Below are 19,993 nucleotides of genomic sequence, written 5' to 3'. Positions count from 1 at the left end.
GGTCCCGGTGAACGCGGCGGTCCCCTCGGCGGCCGCCACGGCCAAGCGAGGACAGCTCCGCCGGGCCGACGGCAGCCCGGTCCGCATGCTCGTGGTGGACGACGAGCCGACCCTGGCCGAGCTGCTGTCGATGGCGCTGCGGTATGAGGGCTGGGAGGTGCGCAGCGCCGCCGACGGTGGCAGCGCGGTGCGTACCGCCCGGGAGTTCCGGCCCGACGCCGTCGTCCTCGACATGATGCTGCCCGACTTCGACGGCCTCCAGGTGCTGCGGAAACTGCGCGCCGACGCACCGGAGCTGCCAGTGCTCTTCCTCACGGCGAAGGACTCCGTCGAGGACCGGGTGGCCGGGCTCACTGCCGGCGGCGACGATTACGTCACCAAGCCGTTCAGCATCGAGGAACTCGTCGCCCGCCTCCGCGCGCTCGTACGCCGCTCGGTCCGCGCCGAGTCCCAGTCGGAGTCGATGCTGGTCGTCGGCGATCTCGTGCTGGAGGAGGACAGCCGGGAGGTCCGCCGCGGCGGCCACTCGATCGAACTGACCGCGACCGAGTTCGAACTGCTGCGCTACCTCATGCGCAACCCGCGCCGGGTGCTGTCCAAGCGGCAGATCCTCGACCGGGTCTGGAACTACGACTTCGGCGGCCAGGCCAACGTCGTCGAGCTGTACATCTCCTACCTGCGGAAGAAGATCGACGCCGGGCGGGTGCCGATGATCCACACGATGCGCGGTGCGGGGTATGTCCTCAAGCCGGCCGCGTAGGCGGGTCTGGCCACGCCCCACCGCCTGGACGCTGCGGGCCCGGTTGGTCGCGGCGATGACGACGCTGCTGGCGCTGGCCTTCCTCGCGGTGGGCATCACCACCATCGTCGCGTTGAGCAAGACGCTCAACGGGCAGATCGACAAGCAGCTGACCGCGGCGGCGATCCGCGCGCCGAAGGGGTACGACAACCACAAGCCGAAGCCCGCCGACGCCGGAACCACTGGCGCGAAGGACTGTTCGGGCGAGTCGGACCAGGACAGCTGGGTACTCGGCCAGAGCATCGGCACGCTCAACGCCCGGCTCTGCGGCAGCCAGGTGGTCTCGGCGTCGGTGCTGTCGGAGCAGGGCCAGACCTCACCCGACCTCACCGACGCGTACGCGAATCTGCTGTCGGTCCCCGTCGACGGCAAGGCGCACACCATCGAGCTGTGCGACCAGGGGGCGTACCGGGTCGTGGCCAAGCAGATGGACGACGGGGCGATCCTGGTCACCGGGCTGCCGCTGGAGGAGACCCAGGAGACGGTGCTGCTGCTGGCAGCCGTCGTCGCCGGGACGACTCTGCTGGTGCTCGGCTCGGTGGCGTACGGGGGAACGGTCATCGTCCGCCGGGCGCTTCGTCCACTGTCGAGGGTCGCCGCCACCGCCACCCGCGTCTCCCAGGTACGCCTCGATCGCGGTGAGGTCGAGCTGCCCCAACGCGTCGACGAGCAGGACACCGATCCGCGTACGGAGGTCGGCCAGGTCGGCGCGGCGCTGAACCGGATGCTGGACCACGTCGGCGAGGCGCTCGAAGCCCGCCACGCCAGCGAGACCCAGGTACGCCAGTTCGTCGCCGACGCCAGCCACGAACTGCGCACCCCGCTCGCCTCCATCCGCGGGTACGCCGAACTCAGCCGCCGCCACGACCTCCCGGAAGACGTGGCACACCTGCTCGGCCGGATGGAGTCGGAGGCGCAGCGGATGAGCGGCCTCGTCGAGGACCTGCTGCTGCTGGCCCGCCTCGACGCCGGCCGCCCGCTGGAATACCAGCCGGTCGACCTGACCGCGCTCGTCGTAGACACAGTCAGCGACGCGCACGCCGCCGGACCCCGGCACGAGTGGCGCCTGGACGTCCCCGAGGAACCGGTCGTCGTCACCGGCGATCGGGCGCGGCTGCACCAGGTCGTCGCGAACCTGCTCGCCAACGCGCGTACGCACACGCCCGAAGGGACGGTCGTCACGGTCGCGGTCTCGCCGTCGGGCAAGCAGGCCGAGCTGAGCGTCACCGACGCCGGCCCGGGCATACCGCCCGAGTTGCTGCCGCACATCTTCGAACGGTTCGCCCGCGGCGACGGATCGCGCTCACGTACCGCCGGAAGCACCGGGCTGGGCCTCGCGATCGTGCAGGCGGTCGTGGCCGCGCACCGGGGGAGCGTCGCCGTGGCCAGCGAGCCGGGCCGGACGACGTTCACCGTCCGCCTCCCCCTCGCGGAATAGCGGTTCGTAACGGCCGGCGGGAGTTGCGGCGACGGTTCAGGATGGGGAACCAACCAAGTTCCCGGAGGGCAGAGATGCCGTATTGGACCAAGCACCGTTGGGTCTTCGTGTTCCTCGGCGGCGTCTTCGTCCTCATCGGGCTTTGCATGCTGGTGAGCCCGAACACCATGTGCGACGGGGAACTCATGAGCCGGTCCGACGTCTGTCCTGTCTACACGCGGTCACACGGCGGGACCAGCCGCGAGTTCTCGCACTACGAGACGTACGACGAAGCCATGTCGACCAAATACGGCATCGGGGCCACGTTCGCGATCGGGGGTGCGGCGCTCGCCGTCGCTGGATTGGTGTCGGTGATGGCGGAACGGCAGGCGACCCAGCCGAAGCCCCGCAGTCCTCGGCGAAGCTCGGGGCGGGGTCGCCCCGGCAGGCCCCGGTCGGCGCGGCGTCGCCAGCAGTGAGGCCGGCGGTGAAAGTCTCGGCGGGGCCGGCGGGAGCCTCAGAAGACGAGGCGGCGCTGGATCAGGTAGCTCGCGCTGAACAGGACCAGCTCGGTGGCGAGCTTGGCGATCAGTAGCGACCCCGTCACCGCGCTGAGCACGTCCAGCAGGACCACGTTCGCGCCGAGGACGATGGTGGCGAGGGCGGCGTACCGCAGGGCCGACCGGCGGCGCGTGGAGGCGAAGACGTATCGGCGGTTCACGCCGTAGTTGATCGTGGCGCTCAGCAGCCGGGCCAGGATCGCCGCGAGGACGATGTTCCCGGTGCACGCGGCCAGCAGGAACAGGGCCACGAAGTCCACGGCGAAGCCGAGCAGCGAGGAGGTGGCGAACGTGGCCAGCTGCCCGAAGACGCGCAGCGAATCGCGTACCGGGCGGAAGTGCGAGGAGGCGTTCTCGTCGAGGTAGATCGTGGCGATCTCGACCTCCGCCAGCGGCAGCCGTTCGCGGGCCGCGCGCAGCAGGAGGCGCTGTTCGTACTCGAACCGTTCGCCGCGGACGTCGCCCAGCCAGGTCAGCATCCGGGGCGGATAGCCGCGTAGTCCGGTCTGCGTGTCGCTGACCGAAGTGCCGGTCACCAGCCGGAACGCTGCCCGGGTCACGGTGTTGCCGAGGCGGCTGCGCGCCGGCACCGGTCCGGTGAACCGCCGCGCGCCCAGCACCATCGCCGCGTTCGTCTCGCTCAGCCGCCGGGCCACCGCGTCGATGTCCTCGGCGCGATGCTGCCCGTCGCTGTCCGCGCACACCACCGGCTCGCCGGGGAACTTCTCCTCGACGTGCGCGAAGCCCGTCTTCAGCGCCTGTCCTTTACCGTGGTTGCGGCCCAGGGTCACGACGTCGGCGCCGAGTCGCCGGACGCCTTCGAAGACCTGCTTGTACGCGAGACCGCTGCCGTCGTCGACGACGACCACGCGATGGTGCGGCAACCGGCGTACCAGGTCGATCAGGCGGGTGTCCGGTTCGTACGCCGGGATGAGGACGACCATCGTCAGCCCGCGACGTAGAGGATGTCGCTGGTGCCGCGCTCCTGGCCCTTGCCGAGTGGGTTGTTGACCAGCTTGTCCTGGAACACCAGGGTGGACGAGCCGCCGCCGTCGATGTTGTACGCCGTCTGTGCGCCGTGGTCGACGAAGATGTTCGCGAACTCCGTCATCGTGACGCCCCGGCTGTAGCCGTTGCTGCGCCCGTCGGCCACGATCCAGAGCTGATGGTTGGCGCCGAGCAGCCCGACCCCCGTACGCGGCTGCCGGCCCTGGATGGAGTGGTTGCCGAAGTTGGTGTCGACCTCGACGGAGTCGATGCCGGCGACCGGCTTGCCGTCGTCGACGATCCCCGGCCCGAACGACAGGGTGTTCCAGACTCCGGCGTCGACCAGGTCCTGGGCCGACGTCGTGGTCTCGTCGTACAGCTTGGCCGTGCCGTCCGTGTAGAACGCGAGACCTTGCCGCGCACCGGAGTCGCGGAAGGCCACCCCGTTGCGGATCACCATGCCGGTGGTGCGAAAGCCGTAGTAGTCGCCGTTGACGGCCAGCACGGCACCGGCGTCCCGGGCGATCTCCGAGGTGTTCGCGATGATGTTCTGACCGAACTCGTCGTTCGCGAAAGCCGACCGCACGATCGTGGCGTCGGTCATCTGGACGTCGGCGACGAAGTAGGTGACCTTGTCGTCGCCCGAGCCCGTCTCGACCTTCTCGATCGAGATCTTCGCCGTGTCGCTGGCGTACGAGGTGGCGGTGCTCGTGACAGAGCCGCCCGCTGTCGCTACCGTCGCCTTGGGCGCGACGATCTGCGACGCGTTGGACACCTCGACGTGGTCGATCACATAGCGGTCGAGGGCCCAGGCGGCGGTGCCGCCGCCGGCGGCCACCACCCCGAGCCCGCTCAGCAGCAGCCCACGGCGTGAGATCTTCATGTCGGCGAGTCAAACCCGCCGCCCTATGCACCACCTGTGCTACACCCGTGGACGCCCTTAAATGCTGCGGATCACGGTTACGCAGGCCAAATCGGCCGGTGGAAACATGCGTAACCGTGATCCGCGGCCAACGGGGAGAGAGCCGGCATGGTCAGCGGGCGGCGGCGACGAGTGCGCGGGTCGCGGGCGCGACCTCGGCCGCGTACAGCTCGAGCGTGGCGGCGTCGTCGGTGGCGAGGATGAAGGTGCTCACCCCGTATTCCAGGGTCAGCCCGGCGAGGTCCTCGGCCCACTGCTCCGGCGGCCCGTTGAGGAAGCCGGTCGACTGCGCGGAGAACTGCCCGCCGACGTTCAGCAGCCGCCGGACGGCCGAGGGCGACCGCCCGGCCGCGACCGCGGCCTCGTCGATCACCTCGTTGAGCGGACCCAGCTCGGTCGCACCGCCGGGCAGATAGCCCAGCGACGGCAGCCATCCGTCGGCCTTCCGCCCGATCAGGCGCAGCATGCGCGGCTTGTACGCACCCAGCCAGATCGGGATGTCGTGCGCCGGGGCGGGACCGCGCTTGGCCCCGCGTACCTGGTAGAACTCGCCGTCGACGCGTACGCCGCCTCGCTCGGCCGGGTTCCAGATCTCGCGGAAGATCGTGATCGCCTCTTCGAGCGCCTGCACCGACTGCCCGGGGCTGAGCCGCCGCCCGCCCATCGCCTCGATCGCGTCCCAGAACCCGCCCGCGCCGATGCCCAGCTCGAACCGGCCGCCCGAGAGCAGGTCCAGGGAGGCGGCGGCGCGGGCGAGGACGGCCGGCTGCCGCAGCGGCAGGTTCAGGACGTTGCCGCTGACGTGCACCCGCTGCGTACGCGACGCCGCGTAGCTCAGCAGCGTCCAGGTGTCGTGGAAGCGGGGCTGATAGGGATGGTCCTGGAAGGTCACCAGGTCCAGCCCGGCCCGGTCGGCGGCGACGGCCAGCTCGACGGCGTGCTGTACGGGCTGGGCGGTGGGGGTGACGAACACCCCGAACTGGAGGTCGTGCCCGTAGTCGGTCATCAGGAGTCCCCGAGGTAGAAGTTGTCGCGGAAGAGCCCGTCCGGGTCGTAGCGGCGTTTGAGGTCGCGCAGCCGGGCCAGGTGCTCCGGCGGCCACGCGTCGCGCAGCCGTTCCGGCCGCCGATCGGTGTCGAAGTTGAGGTATGAGCCGGTGAAATGCGGCTGGAGCAGGCGATCCCAGAGCGCGTCGAGCCGGTGCTGACTGCCGCCGAGCGCGGTCACCGAGAAGTTCGCCGCCCGGTTCGCGTACGCCGTCGCCATCGGGTCGACGTCGGCGACCGCACCGCCGACCGACCGGAGCTGGAAGAAGTGCACAGCGCCGCTGCGCAGCAGCTCTTCGGCGGCGGCGGAGAATTCCGGCGTCAGGTGCTCGATCAGCCCGGATCGGGCCGCCGGCTCTCCCTGGCCGTCGTGGTCCGCGTCGCCGGCGTTCGCCATGACACCGGCGTACGGGGTGATGACGACGCGCTGATCCAGCAGGGGAGCGATGGACGCCACCGGCTCCAGCTGGGACACGATCGTCTCGGGGTCGTCGCTGTCGACGACCGCCAGGATCGTCGCGTACGCCCCCGGCCGGGGCCGGCTCATGATGAGTTCGGCGGTCAGGTCCCGTGGCGCGGCCTCGACCGCTGCGCCGAACCGTTCGAGCACCCCCGCCGGATCGCTTCCGTCCACGGCCAGCTGGGCGAACCCGACGTCGCCGACCTCGTCCACGTCGAACTCGAAGTCCGTCACCACGCCGAAGTTGGCGCCGGCGCCCCGGATAGCCCAGAACAGCTCCGGGCTGTGCGCCGCGTCCACGCGTACGACTTGGCCTGAAGCGAGCACGACCTCCGCGGAGCGCAAGTGGTCGAGGGTGAGCCCGTGTTTGCGGGCGAGCCAGCCGATGCCGCCCGCGGTGGTCAGGCCGCCGACGCCCACGCCGCCGTAGTCGCCCGAGGTGAGCGCCCAGCCGTGGGGCGCGAGCGCGCGGGCGATGTCGGCCCAGCGCGCGCCGGGGCCGACGCGGATCCGGCGGTCGCCCACGATCTCGACGTGATCGAGCCGCGCCACGCTGAGGACGATCCCACCGTCGTTCGTGGACCGCCCGCTGACGCCGTGCCCAGCGCTGCGGATGCCGAGCGGGACGTTCCGGTGACGGCGCGCGAACGCCAGCGCCTCCACCACGTCGCCGGTCGTCCGGGGCCGCAGCACGATGCCGGGGTTCCCGCCGCGCAGATAGGTCGACCTCAGGCGGGGAAAGTCGATGTCCCCGGGCTCGACCGCGTCCGCCGACGCCGGTACGCCGTCGTAGTCGATCCCGTCGCGCCGCTTCGCCCGGACCCAGCTCGGCCGGGTGGGCCGGCGGTTCGTCGCGCGCAGCACCGGCATGACTTCCGCGGCGAACCGCTCCATCTCGGACACATCGTCGGTGTAGAGGATGAGCGTGTCCGCTTCCAGGGTCTGCAGGATCTCCAGCGGGACGTCCGGCGTGACGTTCACGAGACGGCGGATGTCCGACGGATCGCGCCCGGCCGCCTCGGCGGCCTCGTCGATCAGCTTGTTCCCGGCACGGAGACCGTCGACGCCCACCCGGCCCAGGCTCGGCAGCCAGCCGTCCGCCTTGCGGCCGATCAGGCGCAGCATGCGAGGACCGAGCGCGCCCAGCCACAGTGGGATGTTATGGGCGGGCAGGGGGCCGCGCTGCGCGTTGGGCACCTGGTAATGCCTGCCCCGGTATCGGAACGGGGTCTGGTTTCCGGCGTCCAGCATCCCCCGGATGATCTCGATCGCCTCTTCGGTGGCCTCGACCGCCTCCCGCGGCTCCCGCCGAGGGCCGCCCATCGCCTCGATCGCGTCCCAGAACCCGCCCGCGCCCAGCGCCAGCTCCAGCCGGCCGCCGGACAGCAGGTCGAGGCTCGCGGCGCTCCGCGCCAGCACGGCCGGTTCGCGTAGCGGCAGGTTCAGCACGTTCCCGGCGAGCCGGATGCGCTCGGTCCGCCCGGCGACCCAGGCCAGCAGCGTCCAGGTGTCGTGGAACCGGGGCTGGTACGGATGGTCCTGGAAGGTGACCAGGTCGAAGCCCAACTCCTCGCTCCGGCGTGCCAGCGCGACGGGATCACCGCCGTTGGCCGGTGTGATCGACGTGCCGAACTCCATGCTCGCCCTCCCCAGTTATGTGCTGCGAGACAGATCGTATGTCGCACAGATGATAGGTGCAACCGCGCTTCGGCGGGTATGCTTCCGGGCATGGATCGGGAGCATGACGACTTCGGGTGGGGCCTCGGCGTGCTGCTGCGGGCGTACCAGAGCACGGTCGTCACCGAGCTGGGCGACTTTCCCCACGGCCCGCGCGGCTACCAGACGCTCACGGAGGTCGTCCGCGGCGAACACCCCAGCCAGCTCGCGCTCGCGGCGTACCTGGGCATCGACCGCACCGTGATGACCTACCTCATCGACGACCTCGTCACCGCCGGGCTCGTCGAACGTCGGCTCAACCCGGCCGACCGCCGCCAGCGCAAGGTCGTCGCCACCGCGGCGGGCCGGCGCGCGCTCAAAGACCTCCAGAAGCGCGTACGCACAGCGGAGGACACGGTGCTCGGCACGTTGTCGCCGGCCGAACGCGACGCGTTCCGCGTCCTGCTCCGGCGGGTGGCGTGCGCCGTCCGGGACATCGAGGCCGTCGACGACCCCTGCGACGCCGTCGTCGCCGCCCTCTCCTCCTCGCGCGCTGCCTCCGCTGCCTCCGCCGCCTCCGCCCCCGGGCTTTCCGCGCGATCATGAACCTACGGTCGTGATCGACCGGTGTGTCGTGTCCGTAGGACCCTGATCGACCCCCCACGGGCATGATCGACTGCGCCCACCGGCAGTGCCGCGCCCACCGCCCGTGCCGCTCGAACCAGCCGCGTCGTGCTCGTTCGGTCGCGCGGTTCGGTCGCGTCGGCCGTGTCTTAGCCGCGTGGGACTGGCCGCGAGGCCCGATCTTGGGCACGATGGCTGAGTGGCTGATTCCGACGACGTGGTGACGCTCAGTGTTCCCGAGATGGTCCAGGCGACCTATGTCGTGACGACGTCCTCGCCGCCCGACGACATAGAGGTGGCCGCCGCCCAGGCCGCGTTGCGGCTGCCGGAGCCGCTGCGCTCGGGTGCGCTGCAGATGCTGGCCGGTCCGCTGCTCACCCTTGAGGTGTGGCCGGCCGAGGAGGCGCCGCCGCTGCCGCTGGACTATCTGCGGATGTTCGGCGCGACCTCGGCCGAGCTGGGTGTGGCGTCCACTGCGACGCATGTCGTGATCTGCCAGGCGGCGTTCCGGCCAGGTTGGCCGCCCGCGCACGAGTGGAACGCCCGGGGCGTCGCCGCCGCCCTGGCCCAGGACCTCCCCGGTACGCTCATCGACGCGTTCATGCCGCAGATCCTGAATCCGAAGCAGGCCCTGGAGACGCTGCCCGACGAAGAGGACCGGGTGACGCTGACCCGATGGGTGCTCGTACCGCAGTCGCCGGACGACCACGGGATCTGGATGACCACCAAAGGACTCGACCGTTACGGGCTGCCGGAACTGCAGGTGCTCGACGTTCCGCCGACGCTGGCCGGGCCGTGGACGGCCGTGCTCAGCGCCGCCGCCGTGGTCCTGCTCCGGCACTGGTCACGAGCGGTCGACGAGGCCGACGATCCGGCGTTCGTCAGCATTTCTCGCATCCTGCGCGTGACCGGCGCCGACGTCGCGGAGGCGTACGGGGATCACTCGGGCGCCGATCCGTCGCCGGGGGTGGAGTTGCCGCTGCGCCTCGATCCGCCGGACCAGTTCGACGAGCAGACCTTCCTGACGATCGTCCCGCCGGACGACTTCCCGGACTCGCCCAGCGAGTTCCTGGCGCAGGTCTGCGACGACCTGTTCGACGCGTCATGATCGTGACGGCCGATTCTCGCCAGCACCGCAGGTCCGGCCGCGCCACGATCGTGGTGTGCATCAGACAATCGACCTCAAGGTCCTCTACTTCGGCACTCCCGTCGTCCTGATCAGCTCACGCAACCCGGATGGCACCACCAACCTGGCGCCCATGTCGTCGGCGTGGTGGCTCGGCCAGGAATGCGTACTCGGGCTGGGCAACTCGTCGCAGACCGCCGCCAACCTGCGGCGTGACGGCGAATGCGTGCTCAACCTCGTACCCTCCACATTGGTCGCTGCGGTCGACCGGCTCGCGCTCACCACCGGCCGCGCCGACGTCCCGGCCCACAAGGCCACCATGGGCTACCGCCACGTCGCGGACAAGTTCCGGGCCGCGGGGCTCACTCCTCAGCAATCCCAGCTGGTACGCCCACAGCGCGTCGAGGAGTGCCCGATCCAGCTGGAGTGCACCGTGACGGCAGCCCATCCGCTGAGCGACCTGAGCGCGACGGCGTTCCACGCCAAGGTGCTGCGGGCGTACGCCGAGGAGCACGTGAGCATCCCGGGCACGGCGTACGTGGATCCGGTCGCCTGGGATCCGCTGATCATGAAGTTCTGTGAGTTCTTCGGCGGTGGCGAGAACCTGGCCGAGTCCCGCCTGGCCGCCGCGTGGGAGATGCCGCACAGCCCGGCAGCGGTCTCCTGAGCAGGTCTCTTGTGGACTCGATCGTGGCACAGGGCGGGCCTGGTTCACGGAAGTGGGGTCGGGCTCGCGAGGTCGGTGAGGGCGGGAAGCAGCCGAGCGGCCAGCGCCGGATCAATGCGGACGAGTTCTGCTACCAGCGCATCGACGGTAGCCCTGAGGGCGCGGTGCAGTTCGGCGTCGTCGAGGGTGCGGACGAGGGTGGCCGCCAGCATGGAGGTCAGGTCGGCGGGGAGTAGATGGGCGCCCTTGGCGTAACTGGTCGGATGACCGAGGCGCAGGCAGGCCAGGGCGATCACCTGGGTGCGTACTGCGCCGATCCAGTGCTCGGCTTGCCACAGCCGATTCCGCTCGATGCTGATCCTGGCGTGCAGCGCGTGATGCCAGGCCAAGCCGGCCAGGTGGTCCGCGGTCGGCGCCGGTGCGGGGTGCGGCTCGGCGGGGGTGCCGAAGACGGTCCGCCAGCTCGGGCCGCGTGGGGCGAAGTCGGCGATCGGCACGAACGCGATGTCGGCCTCGAGGCATCCGGGAAGCAGGAACACTCGGTAGACGGCCGAGCCGGAGGGCAGGTCCCAATGGTGTGCCGCGCCGAAGTCGTCGTAGAGCCGGTCGGTCCAGTGGCGCATGCTCACGGCGGGCGGGCCGTCGACACCGAACACCAGGTCGATGTCGGACCAGCGGTCTTCGTCGCCGGTGGCCTGCGAGCCGGTGACGGCCGCGCCGGCGATCGCGGGATCGGCGGCGGCCAGCTCCAGCAGCCGCTGCCGGATGGTGTCTCGTTCCTGGGTGGAGAACATGATGTCGCCTAAGGAAGTTCGGTCATCGCCTGGGTGGCGGCGTGTTTGGCCTGCCAGCGTACGCCGGACTCGCCGAACCACGGATCGATCGTAGGCTGTCCGTCATGGCGACCGACTGGGTGCAGTGGCGGCGGGAGGTCTTCGGCGATCCGTACCTCGTGTGGCATGAGGGCGCGGACTTCGCCGAGTTGCGGAGACGGGTCGGGACTGAGCCCGAGGTGGTGACGGCGTGGATCAGCGCGGGTCTGCGCGAACGCGACGCGGTCGCCGCTCAGGCAGTGGCCGAGTCCGGGCTGCCGGATCTTCCCGGCCTGCTGAAGCAGCAGATGATCGACGCGAGCGGGGTGTTCGCCGTACGCGGCGCGCAGGCGCTGTTCCGGCTCACCGGCGACGCGGCCTGGGTACGCCCGGTGGTGGAGGTGCTGATCGGGGCGGATCACTGGGGCGACCGCCTCGACGCGGCGATCGCGTTGGCCGAGTTCCCGGCGACTCCGTTCGTCGTGGCGTCGGTGGCGTTGGCGACCGCTGACGAAGACGAACTGGTACGCCACCACGCGACGGAGACGCTGGAGAAGCTGCGCCGCAAGAGCCGCGGCTAGAACAGGTCCGGCTGCTCGGTGTCGCCGAGGTCGGCAGCGCTGTGCGTCGGCACCGGAAGGTCATGGCGGCGCGAGTGCAGTCCCCGGACCGTGGTGACGGGGACGGCGACGAGGCGTACGGGGTCGGGCGGGGTGGCGATCGCCCGGCTGCTCCAGCGCACCCAGATCGGCGTACGCCCAGCGGCGGCCTCTTCGAGCAGCTTGTCGACGGTGCGCCGGCGGTCGGTGTGGTCGACCTCGATCACCACGGGACCGCCGTCGGGGCGGGCGCAGGCGATGTCGAGGTAGGAGTGCTGCCGGTCGTAGGGCGGTGGCAGCCGGGCGACGCTGGCGGCGCGGCGATAGACCCGCCAGCCGCGGTCGTGGGCCCACGCCGCGATCTCGTCCAGCAGCACCTGGGTGACCTCGTCGGTGGTCCGGTCGGCGAAGGTCAGCGCGGTGAGCCGGTCGGCGAGCGACGCGGCCAGCACGTCGGGCTCGGCGTCTGCGGGAGGCACAGCGACCAGGCTAGTCGGTCCGCCGGCGAAGAGGCTGCGGAGCCACGAATAGGCTGCGGACCATGGACACGACACAGGACACGCGTCTCGCCGAACTGGGCGACGACTACTTCCGGGCCCGCAACGAACACGATCCGTTCGGCGCCACGGTGTTCGGCGTGACGGGGTACGACGCCGAGGTGCCCGATCCCAGCCGGGCGGCGGCGGATCGGGCCGCGACCCGGCTCGGGGGGATCGCCGCGAAGGTCGCCGACATCGATCCAGCCACGCTGGGGGAGTCGGATCGGATCAGTCACGCCTGGCTCACCCGGGTCCTCGCCGACGAGCAGGACGTGCTCCGGGGCGGGCTGGAGGAGGTCGGCGTCAACGCCAGCATCGCCGGGGTGGTGCCGCTGCTGGTCGGGACGATTCCGACCGCGCCGGTCGGCGAACCGGCCGCGGCTGAGGCGTACCTGGCGCGGCTGGAGAAGCTCGGCGGATTCCTGGACACCCTCGGAAACCGGCACGTCGAAGCGCTCGCCGATGGGCGTACCCCCACGCGACTGGGCGTCGAGCAGGCGATCGCGCAGCTGGACGCGTACCTGTCGAGTGATCTGGCGAACGACCCGCTGACCGGCCCGCGGCCGGGCGCGGAGGTGGACGGCACGCGCTGGCTGGCCCGCGCGGAGGACCTGGTCCGCGGCACGGTGCGGCCCGCGCTGGCCCGCTACCGCGAAGTGCTCGCGGACCGCTTGCTGGCGGCCGGCCGCGGGGACAGCGAGGTCGGCGTGGGCGGTCTGCCCGGCGGCGAGGCCGCCTACCTCGGTCTCGTCCGTGCCCACACCACCACGGAACTCACGCCTGCCGAGATTCATGAGACAGGGGTACGCCTGGTGGCGCGCCTGCGTGCGGAATTCTCCGAACGGGGCGCCAAGGTGCTCGGCACGTCCGACGCCGACGAGGTGATCGCCCGGCTGCGCGACGATCCGGCGCTGCGCTTCGCCACGAGCGGCGAGATCGTCGACACCGTCACCGGGGCGCTCCGCCGGGCCGAGGAGGCGCTGCCGGACTGGTTCCGCGACTACTCGCTGGCCCCGTGCGTCGTCCGCGAGATGGACTCGGCTGAGGCGGAGAACTCCGTGCTCGGCTACTACCAGCCGCCGACCGGCGACGGTTCCCGGCCGGGCGCGCACGTCATCAACACGCTGCACCCCCAGTCGCGTACGCGGTTCGAGTACGAGGCGCTGGCGTTCCACGAGAGCGTGCCGGGGCACCATCTGCAGATCGCGGTGGCCCAGGCGCAGCGGCAGCTTCCCGAGTTCCGCCGGTACGCCTACCTCACCGCGCACGGCGAGGGCTGGGGCCTGTACGCCGAACGCCTGGCGGACCGCATGGAGCTCTACACCGACGACACGACCCGGCTCGGCATGGTCTCCTTCGACGCGTGGCGGGCCTGCCGCCTCGTGGTGGATACGGGCATGCACCAGTTCGGCTGGTCCCGGCAGCGGGCGATCGACTACATGCGCGACAATACGGCGCTGTCGATGAGCAACATCACCAACGAGGTCGACCGGTACATCGCCGTTCCGGGGCAGGCGTTGGCGTACATGATCGGGAAGCTGCGCATCGAGGAGCTGGGGGAGCGGATGCGTACGGCCCGGGGTGCGGGCTTCGACATCCGCGACTTCCACCACGCGGTGCTCGGTCACGGGCCGCTGCCACTGTCCACTCTGGAGACCGTCGTCCTGGGCGCGGCCGCGCCGGGCGCGTGAAGCCTCAACGTTCTAGACATTGACAGCGTTAAGGTCTTTCATCAAGATTCATCCATGAAGCTTCGACTCCGTGCCGGTAGTGCGGCGCTGGCTGCGATGCTGGGCGCCCTGGTGGCGATCGTCCCAGGGTTGCCCAGCGCCGCGGCCGTCTCGTCGGCCTCCGCCGTCATCGGCGGGTATCCCGTGTGGGCACACTTCTCGAACCCGGACCCGGGGCGGGACTACACCATCCACACCGAGCTGCAACGGCTGATCGACCGGACTCCGGCCGGTGGGACCATCCGGGGCACGATCCACTCGCTGAGCATCGACTCTGTCGCCGACGCGCTGCTCCGGGCGCAGAGTCGGGGCGTCGCCGTCTGGGTCGTGGTCGACGGCAAGAACGAGGCGTCGGCCGATCCCGCGGTGGCGACGATCAAGCAGCTGGCGCACTACAAGTTCTGCCAGAACAGCAGCGGCGGGCACGGCTGCATCAGCACCAGCGCCGACGGCGACATGCATACGAAGATGTTCACCTTCAGCGGCACCGTCGATCCGAACGGGGTGACCCGCTCGAACGTCGTGTGGTTCGGCTCGGCCAACCTCACGTACGCCACCGGCCCGGACGCGTTCAACAACGCGATCACGGTCTACGGGGACTCGGCGCTCTACACCGGGTTCGTCGCGAACTTCACCGACATGTGGAACCGCCGCCACTACACCGGCAACGACTACTATGACGCCGCCTCCAGCCGGGGCTACTACCTGGGCACCGCTGCGGACGCGTACGCGTCGCCGGAGGGCGCGGGCCAGACCGACACGATCGTCAACCGGCTCAACGACATCACTCCCAACAGCGACTGCCGGCTGCGGGTCGGCATGGCGAGCGTCACCGGCGGGCGACCGGAGCTGGTGAGCCTCGTCAAACGCTTCCGTTCGGCCGGGTGCGCCGTATGGATGGCAGTCGGCACCGACTCGGCCGGTGGCATCGCGATGGACAGCGGCGTGTACGCCGACCTGCTCGCCGCCGGAGTGAAGATCCGGCGCAAGAACGACGTGCACGACAAGTTCTTCGTGCTGTACGGGCTCAACGGGTCGGCGTACCAGTACCGGGTCTACACCGGGTCGCAGAACTGGACGCAGGACGCCCTCAACGAGAACGACGAGATCTTCGTGAAGATGGGGCCGGAGACCGGGTCCACGCATCCGCTCTACGACGCGTACTACACACACTTCAACGACGCTTACAACACCGGCGTCACCTGCACGGCGGGCAACTACCCCTGTAAGTGAGCGAGCCTACGACGGGGCGCGGCCGTCGAGCATCAGACGGCCCGCCCGGTCGAGGTGGCCGAGGTCGCCGGTGGGGACCAGGCGCCCCTGGGGCAGCCAGCCGCCGACGTGCACGGCGCCGGTCTCGCCCGGCAGCGCCGGCCGGCCGTCGTCGGTGAGGACATGGAGGCGTACGCCGGCCGGCGGTCGCCCGACCGTGCCGGGTGCGGCCTTCAAATCGGCCGGGGTCGCCATCGCGGCCCAGCCCGCTTCGGTCGAGCCGAACAGGTTGTAGACCCGGTCGCCGAACACGTCCAGCAGCCGGCGTGACAACTCCGGAGCCAGCGGTTCCGCACCGGTCACGATGCGTACGCCGGGCGGGAGATCGGCCGCGTCGGGCTGGGCGGCCAACCCGGCGAGGTGCTCGGGCAGCGCGAAGATCGCGGTCGGCCGATGCTCCCGGGCCGCGGCGAGCACGGCCGCCGGATCCTTGCCGGGCACGAGGACGACGGGCGCGCCCAAGGCCAGCCCCGCCGCTAGATAGCTGAGGCCATAGCCGTGGTACGCCGGGACGGCCACGATGATCGGGCGGCCCGTGCGGATCGGGATGTGTCGCAGATGGGCGAGCGCCGGGCCCAGCAGCGAACGCCAGGTCAGCTTTCGGCGTACCAGCCGGGGCGTCCCGGTGGTGCCGGAGGTGAGGACCGTGAGCCGCCCGCGCACCGGCGGACGGCCGAGCGCACCGCCGGGGCCGCCGACGAGGGTGAGCCACGGCGTGCCCGGCGCGTCGTCGGAGATCAGGACGGTCAGGGTGGCCGCCGGTTCGGCGTGCGGTGGCAGCAGCACGGTGTCGAGGCCGAGCAGCCCGGCCGCGCTCGCGGTGATCGCGAGACCGCGATGCGTGGCACACCGGATACCCACGCGGTCGCCGGGCCGGACGCCCCGGTCCCGCAACGCGGCCGCGCACGACTGGGCCGCCGCCTGAAGCTCCCCACGCGTCAGCGGACCGCTGCGATCCACGAGCGCGACCTCCCCGGTACGCCCACCGGCGGTGGCCGCCGTGAGCGTCCAGCCGTAGCGGCGGCTCGCCCAGGCCAGGCGGACCATCCGCAGCGGATCGACCAGGGCCGCCGCCCGCAACGGCAGCAGGCGGGCGCTCGCCGCCATCCCCCGCTCGACCGGGCTCTTGAACGCGGCGGCCAGCACCTCGCCCGGCCGGGACCACCAAGCCTGCACCGTACGCGGTCGCCGAGCGACCGCACGGCACACCGTGCTCGCCGCCTCATCCGGCGTGGCGGCCGGATACCGCCGGAAGAACTTCGTGGGCGCGCTCATCCGGGTCCGTACGAGTCCACTGTAGAAGCTGGTGACGGTGACGCCGTCGAGCCGCAGTTCCGGTGCGGCGCAGCGCAACCACACGTCGAACGCCGCCTTCGACGCCAGGTAGGACGACCAGTTCTGGGCGGGCGTCAGGAGGCCGGCGGTCGAGACGTTGACGATGTGCCCGCCGTCGCCGGCTCGCATCGCCGGAAGCAGCGTCAGCAACAGCCGCACCGGGCCGAGATAGTTCAGGTCGGCCGTGCGTACGACGTCGTGGAAGCGGTCGGCGGTGTCGGCGACCGACCGGTGGATCGACCGGCCGGCGTTGCACACCACGACGTCGACCCGGCGATGGTCACGCAGAATCCGCTCGCCGAGCCGCTCGGCCTGTTCCGGATCTGACAGATCAGCCGGATACGCGTACGCCTTCCCGCCCGCCGCCTCGATCGTGGCGCGTACCTCGTGCAGGCGGCTCTCCGTCCGCGCGGCGAGCAGCACGACCGCGCCCGCCGCACCGAGCCGGATCGCCGTCGCCGCGCCGATGCCCTCCGACGCCCCGGTGACGAGCACGATCCGGCCCGCCACCCGCCGCCGCAGCGCCCGGTCGCCGATCCCGGGCACGACGATGCCACCGAGCAGCTTCAGCCAATGCGTCGCGCTTCCCACGCGGGAAGGCTAAGCGCCGCCGGCGGCCTAGAGGAAGCGGCCGAGCAGCTCAGCCCACCGCAACAGGTGACGGTCGCCGAGGTACTCGCGGTGGACGAAGGCGTGCGCGGCGTCGCCGATCCGGGCCGCCTCCGCCGGGTCGTCGAACAGGCGGCGGACCGCGGCGGCGAACCCGGCCGCGTCCGACGGCTCGACCAGCACCCCACGCCCGTCACCCAGCTGGTCGAGGATGCCGCCGACAGCGGACCCCACGACCGGCCGGCACTTCCACATGGCCTCGGCGACGGTCAGCCCGAACCCCTCGGCCAGGCTCTTCTGGGCGACCACGGCCGCATGCCGCTGGAGCGCGTTGACCATGACGGCGTTCTCGTCGAGATCCTCCAGCGGCAGGCTCGCCAGCACCGTCCGGCGGCGGCTCGCCCGGGGCAGGGCCTGCCACGCCGCCTGGCATTCGGCGTACACCTGGGCGCCCTCGGGATCGTCACCGACGTCGTCGACCTGCGGACCGGCCAGCACCAGCCAGCCCGGGCCACCCGGGGCGACCCGCTCGGCGAACGCCGTCAGCACCCCGCTCATGTCCTTGAGCCGGTCCCACCGCGAGACCTGCACCAGCATCGGCTCGTCCGGGCTCGGCAGCTCGTCGGCCAGCAGCTTCGCCGTCCGCGTCACCTCACCGGGACGGCCGTCACGCCGAGTGAACCGGGCTGGACCGGCCGGGCCGCCGGTGAAGATCCCGCACGCTCGGAGGACCGCCTCCACGGTCGCCGGGTCGAGGTCGGCGTTCTTGGGCGCGGCCGGGTCGATCGACGGCGGGATGACGACCGTCCGATCCGCCGGCAGGAACTCGGGCCGATAGTGCGGCAACGAGAACACGTACGCCTCGGCGGCCCGCAGATGCGGCCGCAGGAACTCCCAGGCCTCGTCGGTGACCGGCGTACGCCGATCGCCGCCGATGTGACAGCGCCAGATCACCGTCACGCCCCGGTCGGCCAGCCCGGACGCCATCCCGGCGGTCTGCGGGTCGTGCAGCACGACGATGTCGCCCGGCCGGGCCAGCTCCGCCACGGCTGTCGCGTTGATCGCCGTCGCGCGGGCGTACGCCGCCGCGTCGGCCTCGGTCAGGTCCGGGCCGCTGGCCGCACCGTGCAGCCGATTGTGCAGTCGCTTGGTGATCTCGAAGAACTCGGGTTCGCCGCCGACGACGAGCCAGTGCGTCGGCAGTTCGGCGTCGGCCAGGTAACCCATCAGCACCTGGAGCATCTCGGCGACGCCGCCGCCCGTCGCAGTCGAGTTGACCTGCCAGACCGTCCGGCCGCCTAACCGGCGGCGCAGATCGTCGGCGGTCGCTCGCAGCACGCGCAGCCGCTCCGGTCCGATCACCTCCCCGAGATCGGCCAGCGATCGGCGGGGCGGGGTGATCAGTTGCGGCGTCATCGGTCTCCTTTCACCACCTTCGATCTTTCCACGTCCGGTGCGTTGCGGATAGGTCGAATGTGCCGCCCCGGGCGGATTTCCCGGGACACGCCAGACGATCCCCGTGTGACACTTCGGCGAAACATCGGGCAGTATCAGGCACATGAGATGGGACCTGGTGCTCCGTGGCGGCGACGTCCTGGACCCCGCCCGGCCGGGCGGACCACGCCGGGCCGACGTGGCGGTCGCGCGTGGGCGGATCGCCGCCGTCGGCCCCGGCCTCGCCGCCGACCCGGCCGCTGCCGGCGCCGACCTGCTCGACGTGTCCGGCCGCCTGGTCACGCCGGGCCTGGTCGACCTGCACACCCACGTGTATGCCGGAGCGACCTACTGGGGCATCGACCCCGACCCGACGGCGTGGCATTCCGGGGTCACCACCTGGGTCGACGCCGGATCGGCCGGAGCCTTCTCGTTCGCCGCGCTCGACGAAGGCGTACGCCGGTTCACCGTCGACGTGCCCGCGCTGCTGAACATCTCGGCGGTCGGCCTGGTGGCGGCCACCGGAGAGTCCCGGACCTTGGAGAACTGCGACGTCGACCTGGCCGTCACGACGGCCCGGGCCCACCCGGACCGCGTACGCGGCTTCAAGGTGCGCGTCGACCGCCACGCGGTCGGGCCGAGCGGGCTGGAACCGTTGCGCCGCGCCATCGAGGCGGGGGAGGCGTGCGGGCTGCCCGTGATGGTCCACATCGGGGCGGCCCCGCCCACGCTCGGAGAGATCCTGCCGTTGTTGCGGGCGGGCGACATCGTCACGCACTGCGCCAGCGGGATCGCGGCCGCCGCACTACCGGGCGGCATCGACCCGGCCGCGAAGGAGGCGTACGCGTCCGGCGTCGTGTTCGACATCGGCCACGGATCCGGCGGCTTCGCCTTCGACATCCTGGAGGCGCAGCTCGCCGCCGGGCTGAAGCCGCACACGGTCTCCAGCGACCTGCACGCGCGATCGCTGCACGGGCCGGTGTTCGACCTGCCCACGACGATGGCGAAGATGCTGGCGGCGGGCTGGCCGCTGGACGAGGTCGTGGCGGCGGCCACCCGCCGGCCGGCCGAGGTGCTCGGGCTGGCCGCCGGGACGCTGGACGTCGGCGCCCAAGCCGACCTCGCGGTGTTCCACCTCGTCGAGGAACCCTGGGCCGTCGCCGACGTGCACGGCCAGGTACGCACCGCGCCGCTGCGCCTGGTGAACGAGGCCACCTACCGGGCCGGACGCCGACTGCCGGCCCGGCTGCCGGAGCCGCCCGCGCCCTGGATCCCCCTGACCGACGCGCAACGCGCCGCCCTGGCCGCTCGGGACGAGACGGTCCGGTCCATGATGACCCAGCCGCTGGTCAGCCCGGACGCGCTCGACGAGCAGTTCCCGCGCAGCGGAGCCTGACGC

18 protein-coding genes are annotated in these 19,993 nt (G+C 71.5%); 10 read left to right on the top strand and 8 right to left on the bottom strand.

Annotated features, from left to right (window positions below; all coding sequences use genetic code 11):
• Positions 1-85: 85 nt before the first annotated feature.
• From HDA40_RS02320 to HDA40_RS02310, 3 genes are all read left to right on the top strand, one after another.
• Positions 86-760: a response regulator transcription factor gene (locus HDA40_RS02320; RefSeq protein WP_253763540.1), complete on the top strand. Its 675-nt coding sequence runs from the start codon at positions 86-88 to the stop codon at positions 758-760.
• Complete coding sequence (locus HDA40_RS02315; protein WP_253750911.1) at positions 738-2,237, top strand: sensor histidine kinase; 1,500 nt, start codon at positions 738-740, stop codon at positions 2,235-2,237. The genes HDA40_RS02320 and HDA40_RS02315 overlap by 23 nt, the downstream gene beginning before the upstream one ends.
• 74 nt (positions 2,238-2,311) lie before the next feature.
• A complete protein-coding gene (locus tag HDA40_RS02310; protein ID WP_253750908.1) occupies positions 2,312-2,695 on the top strand; it encodes a hypothetical protein in 384 nt (127 codons plus the stop codon).
• 38 nt (positions 2,696-2,733) lie between these two features.
• Here HDA40_RS02310 and HDA40_RS02305 read toward each other — a convergent pair whose 3' ends face one another.
• From HDA40_RS02305 to HDA40_RS02290, 4 genes are all read right to left on the bottom strand, one after another.
• A complete protein-coding gene (locus HDA40_RS02305; protein ID WP_253750906.1) occupies positions 2,734-3,720 on the bottom strand; it encodes a bifunctional glycosyltransferase family 2/GtrA family protein in 987 nt (328 codons plus the stop codon).
• 2 nt (positions 3,721-3,722) lie between these two features.
• Complete coding sequence (locus HDA40_RS02300; RefSeq protein ID WP_253750903.1) at positions 3,723-4,646, bottom strand: phosphodiester glycosidase family protein; 924 nt, start codon at positions 4,644-4,646, stop codon at positions 3,723-3,725.
• 151 nt (positions 4,647-4,797) lie between these two features.
• Positions 4,798-5,691, bottom strand: coding sequence for an LLM class flavin-dependent oxidoreductase (locus HDA40_RS02295; protein ID WP_253750900.1), 894 nt, complete (start codon positions 5,689-5,691; stop codon positions 4,798-4,800).
• Complete coding sequence (locus HDA40_RS02290; RefSeq protein WP_253750897.1) at positions 5,691-7,829, bottom strand: LLM class flavin-dependent oxidoreductase; 2,139 nt, start codon at positions 7,827-7,829, stop codon at positions 5,691-5,693. The genes HDA40_RS02295 and HDA40_RS02290 overlap by 1 nt, the downstream gene beginning before the upstream one ends.
• Positions 7,830-7,919: 90 nt before the next feature.
• On the opposite strand from HDA40_RS02290, the gene HDA40_RS02285 reads away from it, so the two are divergent.
• The 3 genes from HDA40_RS02285 (at position 7,920) to HDA40_RS02275 (ending at position 10,264) form a co-directional block, all read left to right on the top strand.
• Positions 7,920-8,453 (top strand): MarR family winged helix-turn-helix transcriptional regulator, encoded by a 534-nt coding sequence (locus HDA40_RS02285; RefSeq protein WP_253750894.1) that lies wholly within the window; start codon positions 7,920-7,922, stop codon positions 8,451-8,453.
• A gap of 217 nt (positions 8,454-8,670) precedes the next feature.
• Positions 8,671-9,579 (top strand): hypothetical protein, encoded by a 909-nt coding sequence (locus HDA40_RS02280; RefSeq protein WP_253750891.1) that lies wholly within the window; start codon positions 8,671-8,673, stop codon positions 9,577-9,579.
• A gap of 55 nt (positions 9,580-9,634) precedes the next feature.
• Positions 9,635-10,264 (top strand): flavin reductase family protein, encoded by a 630-nt coding sequence (locus HDA40_RS02275; protein WP_253750888.1) that lies wholly within the window; start codon positions 9,635-9,637, stop codon positions 10,262-10,264.
• 44 nt (positions 10,265-10,308) lie between these two features.
• Here HDA40_RS02275 and HDA40_RS02270 read toward each other — a convergent pair whose 3' ends face one another.
• A complete protein-coding gene (locus tag HDA40_RS02270) occupies positions 10,309-11,058 on the bottom strand; it encodes a nucleotidyltransferase domain-containing protein (RefSeq protein WP_253750885.1) in 750 nt (249 codons plus the stop codon).
• 104 nt (positions 11,059-11,162) lie between these two features.
• Here HDA40_RS02270 and HDA40_RS02265 point away from each other — a divergent pair, with 104 nt between their 5' ends.
• On the top strand, positions 11,163-11,657 hold the full coding sequence (locus HDA40_RS02265; RefSeq protein ID WP_253750882.1) for a hypothetical protein: 495 nt from the start codon (positions 11,163-11,165) through the stop codon (positions 11,655-11,657).
• On the opposite strand, the gene HDA40_RS02260 is transcribed toward HDA40_RS02265, so the two are convergent.
• Positions 11,654-12,154, bottom strand: coding sequence for a hypothetical protein (locus tag HDA40_RS02260; protein WP_253750879.1), 501 nt, complete (start codon positions 12,152-12,154; stop codon positions 11,654-11,656). The genes HDA40_RS02265 and HDA40_RS02260 overlap by 4 nt on opposite strands.
• Positions 12,155-12,216: 62 nt before the next feature.
• On the opposite strand from HDA40_RS02260, the gene HDA40_RS02255 reads away from it, so the two are divergent.
• Both HDA40_RS02255 and HDA40_RS02250 read left to right on the top strand, forming a co-directional pair.
• Complete coding sequence (locus HDA40_RS02255) at positions 12,217-13,905, top strand: DUF885 domain-containing protein (protein WP_253750877.1); 1,689 nt, start codon at positions 12,217-12,219, stop codon at positions 13,903-13,905.
• 54 nt (positions 13,906-13,959) lie between these two features.
• Positions 13,960-15,177: a phospholipase D-like domain-containing protein gene (locus HDA40_RS02250; protein WP_253750874.1), complete on the top strand. Its 1,218-nt coding sequence runs from the start codon at positions 13,960-13,962 to the stop codon at positions 15,175-15,177.
• 6 nt (positions 15,178-15,183) lie between these two features.
• Here HDA40_RS02250 and HDA40_RS02245 read toward each other — a convergent pair whose 3' ends face one another.
• Together HDA40_RS02245 and HDA40_RS02240 are read right to left on the bottom strand one after the other, a co-directional pair.
• A complete protein-coding gene (locus HDA40_RS02245) occupies positions 15,184-17,142 on the bottom strand; it encodes an SDR family NAD(P)-dependent oxidoreductase (protein WP_253750871.1) in 1,959 nt (652 codons plus the stop codon).
• A 27-nt stretch (positions 17,143-17,169) separates the two neighbouring features.
• Positions 17,170-18,576 (bottom strand): glycosyltransferase, encoded by a 1,407-nt coding sequence (locus HDA40_RS02240; RefSeq protein ID WP_253750869.1) that lies wholly within the window; start codon positions 18,574-18,576, stop codon positions 17,170-17,172.
• A gap of 142 nt (positions 18,577-18,718) precedes the next feature.
• Here HDA40_RS02240 and HDA40_RS02235 point away from each other — a divergent pair, with 142 nt between their 5' ends.
• Positions 18,719-19,990: an amidohydrolase family protein gene (locus HDA40_RS02235; protein ID WP_253750866.1), complete on the top strand. Its 1,272-nt coding sequence runs from the start codon at positions 18,719-18,721 to the stop codon at positions 19,988-19,990.
• Positions 19,991-19,993: the final 3 nt, after the last annotated feature.

It is taken from the genome of Hamadaea flava, from assembly GCF_024172085.1.
Taxonomy (GTDB): Bacteria; Actinomycetota; Actinomycetes; order Mycobacteriales; family Micromonosporaceae; genus Hamadaea; species Hamadaea flava.
Note: the sequence above shows the minus strand (reverse complement) of the source record. Positions and strands in the feature narration are given on the sequence as shown.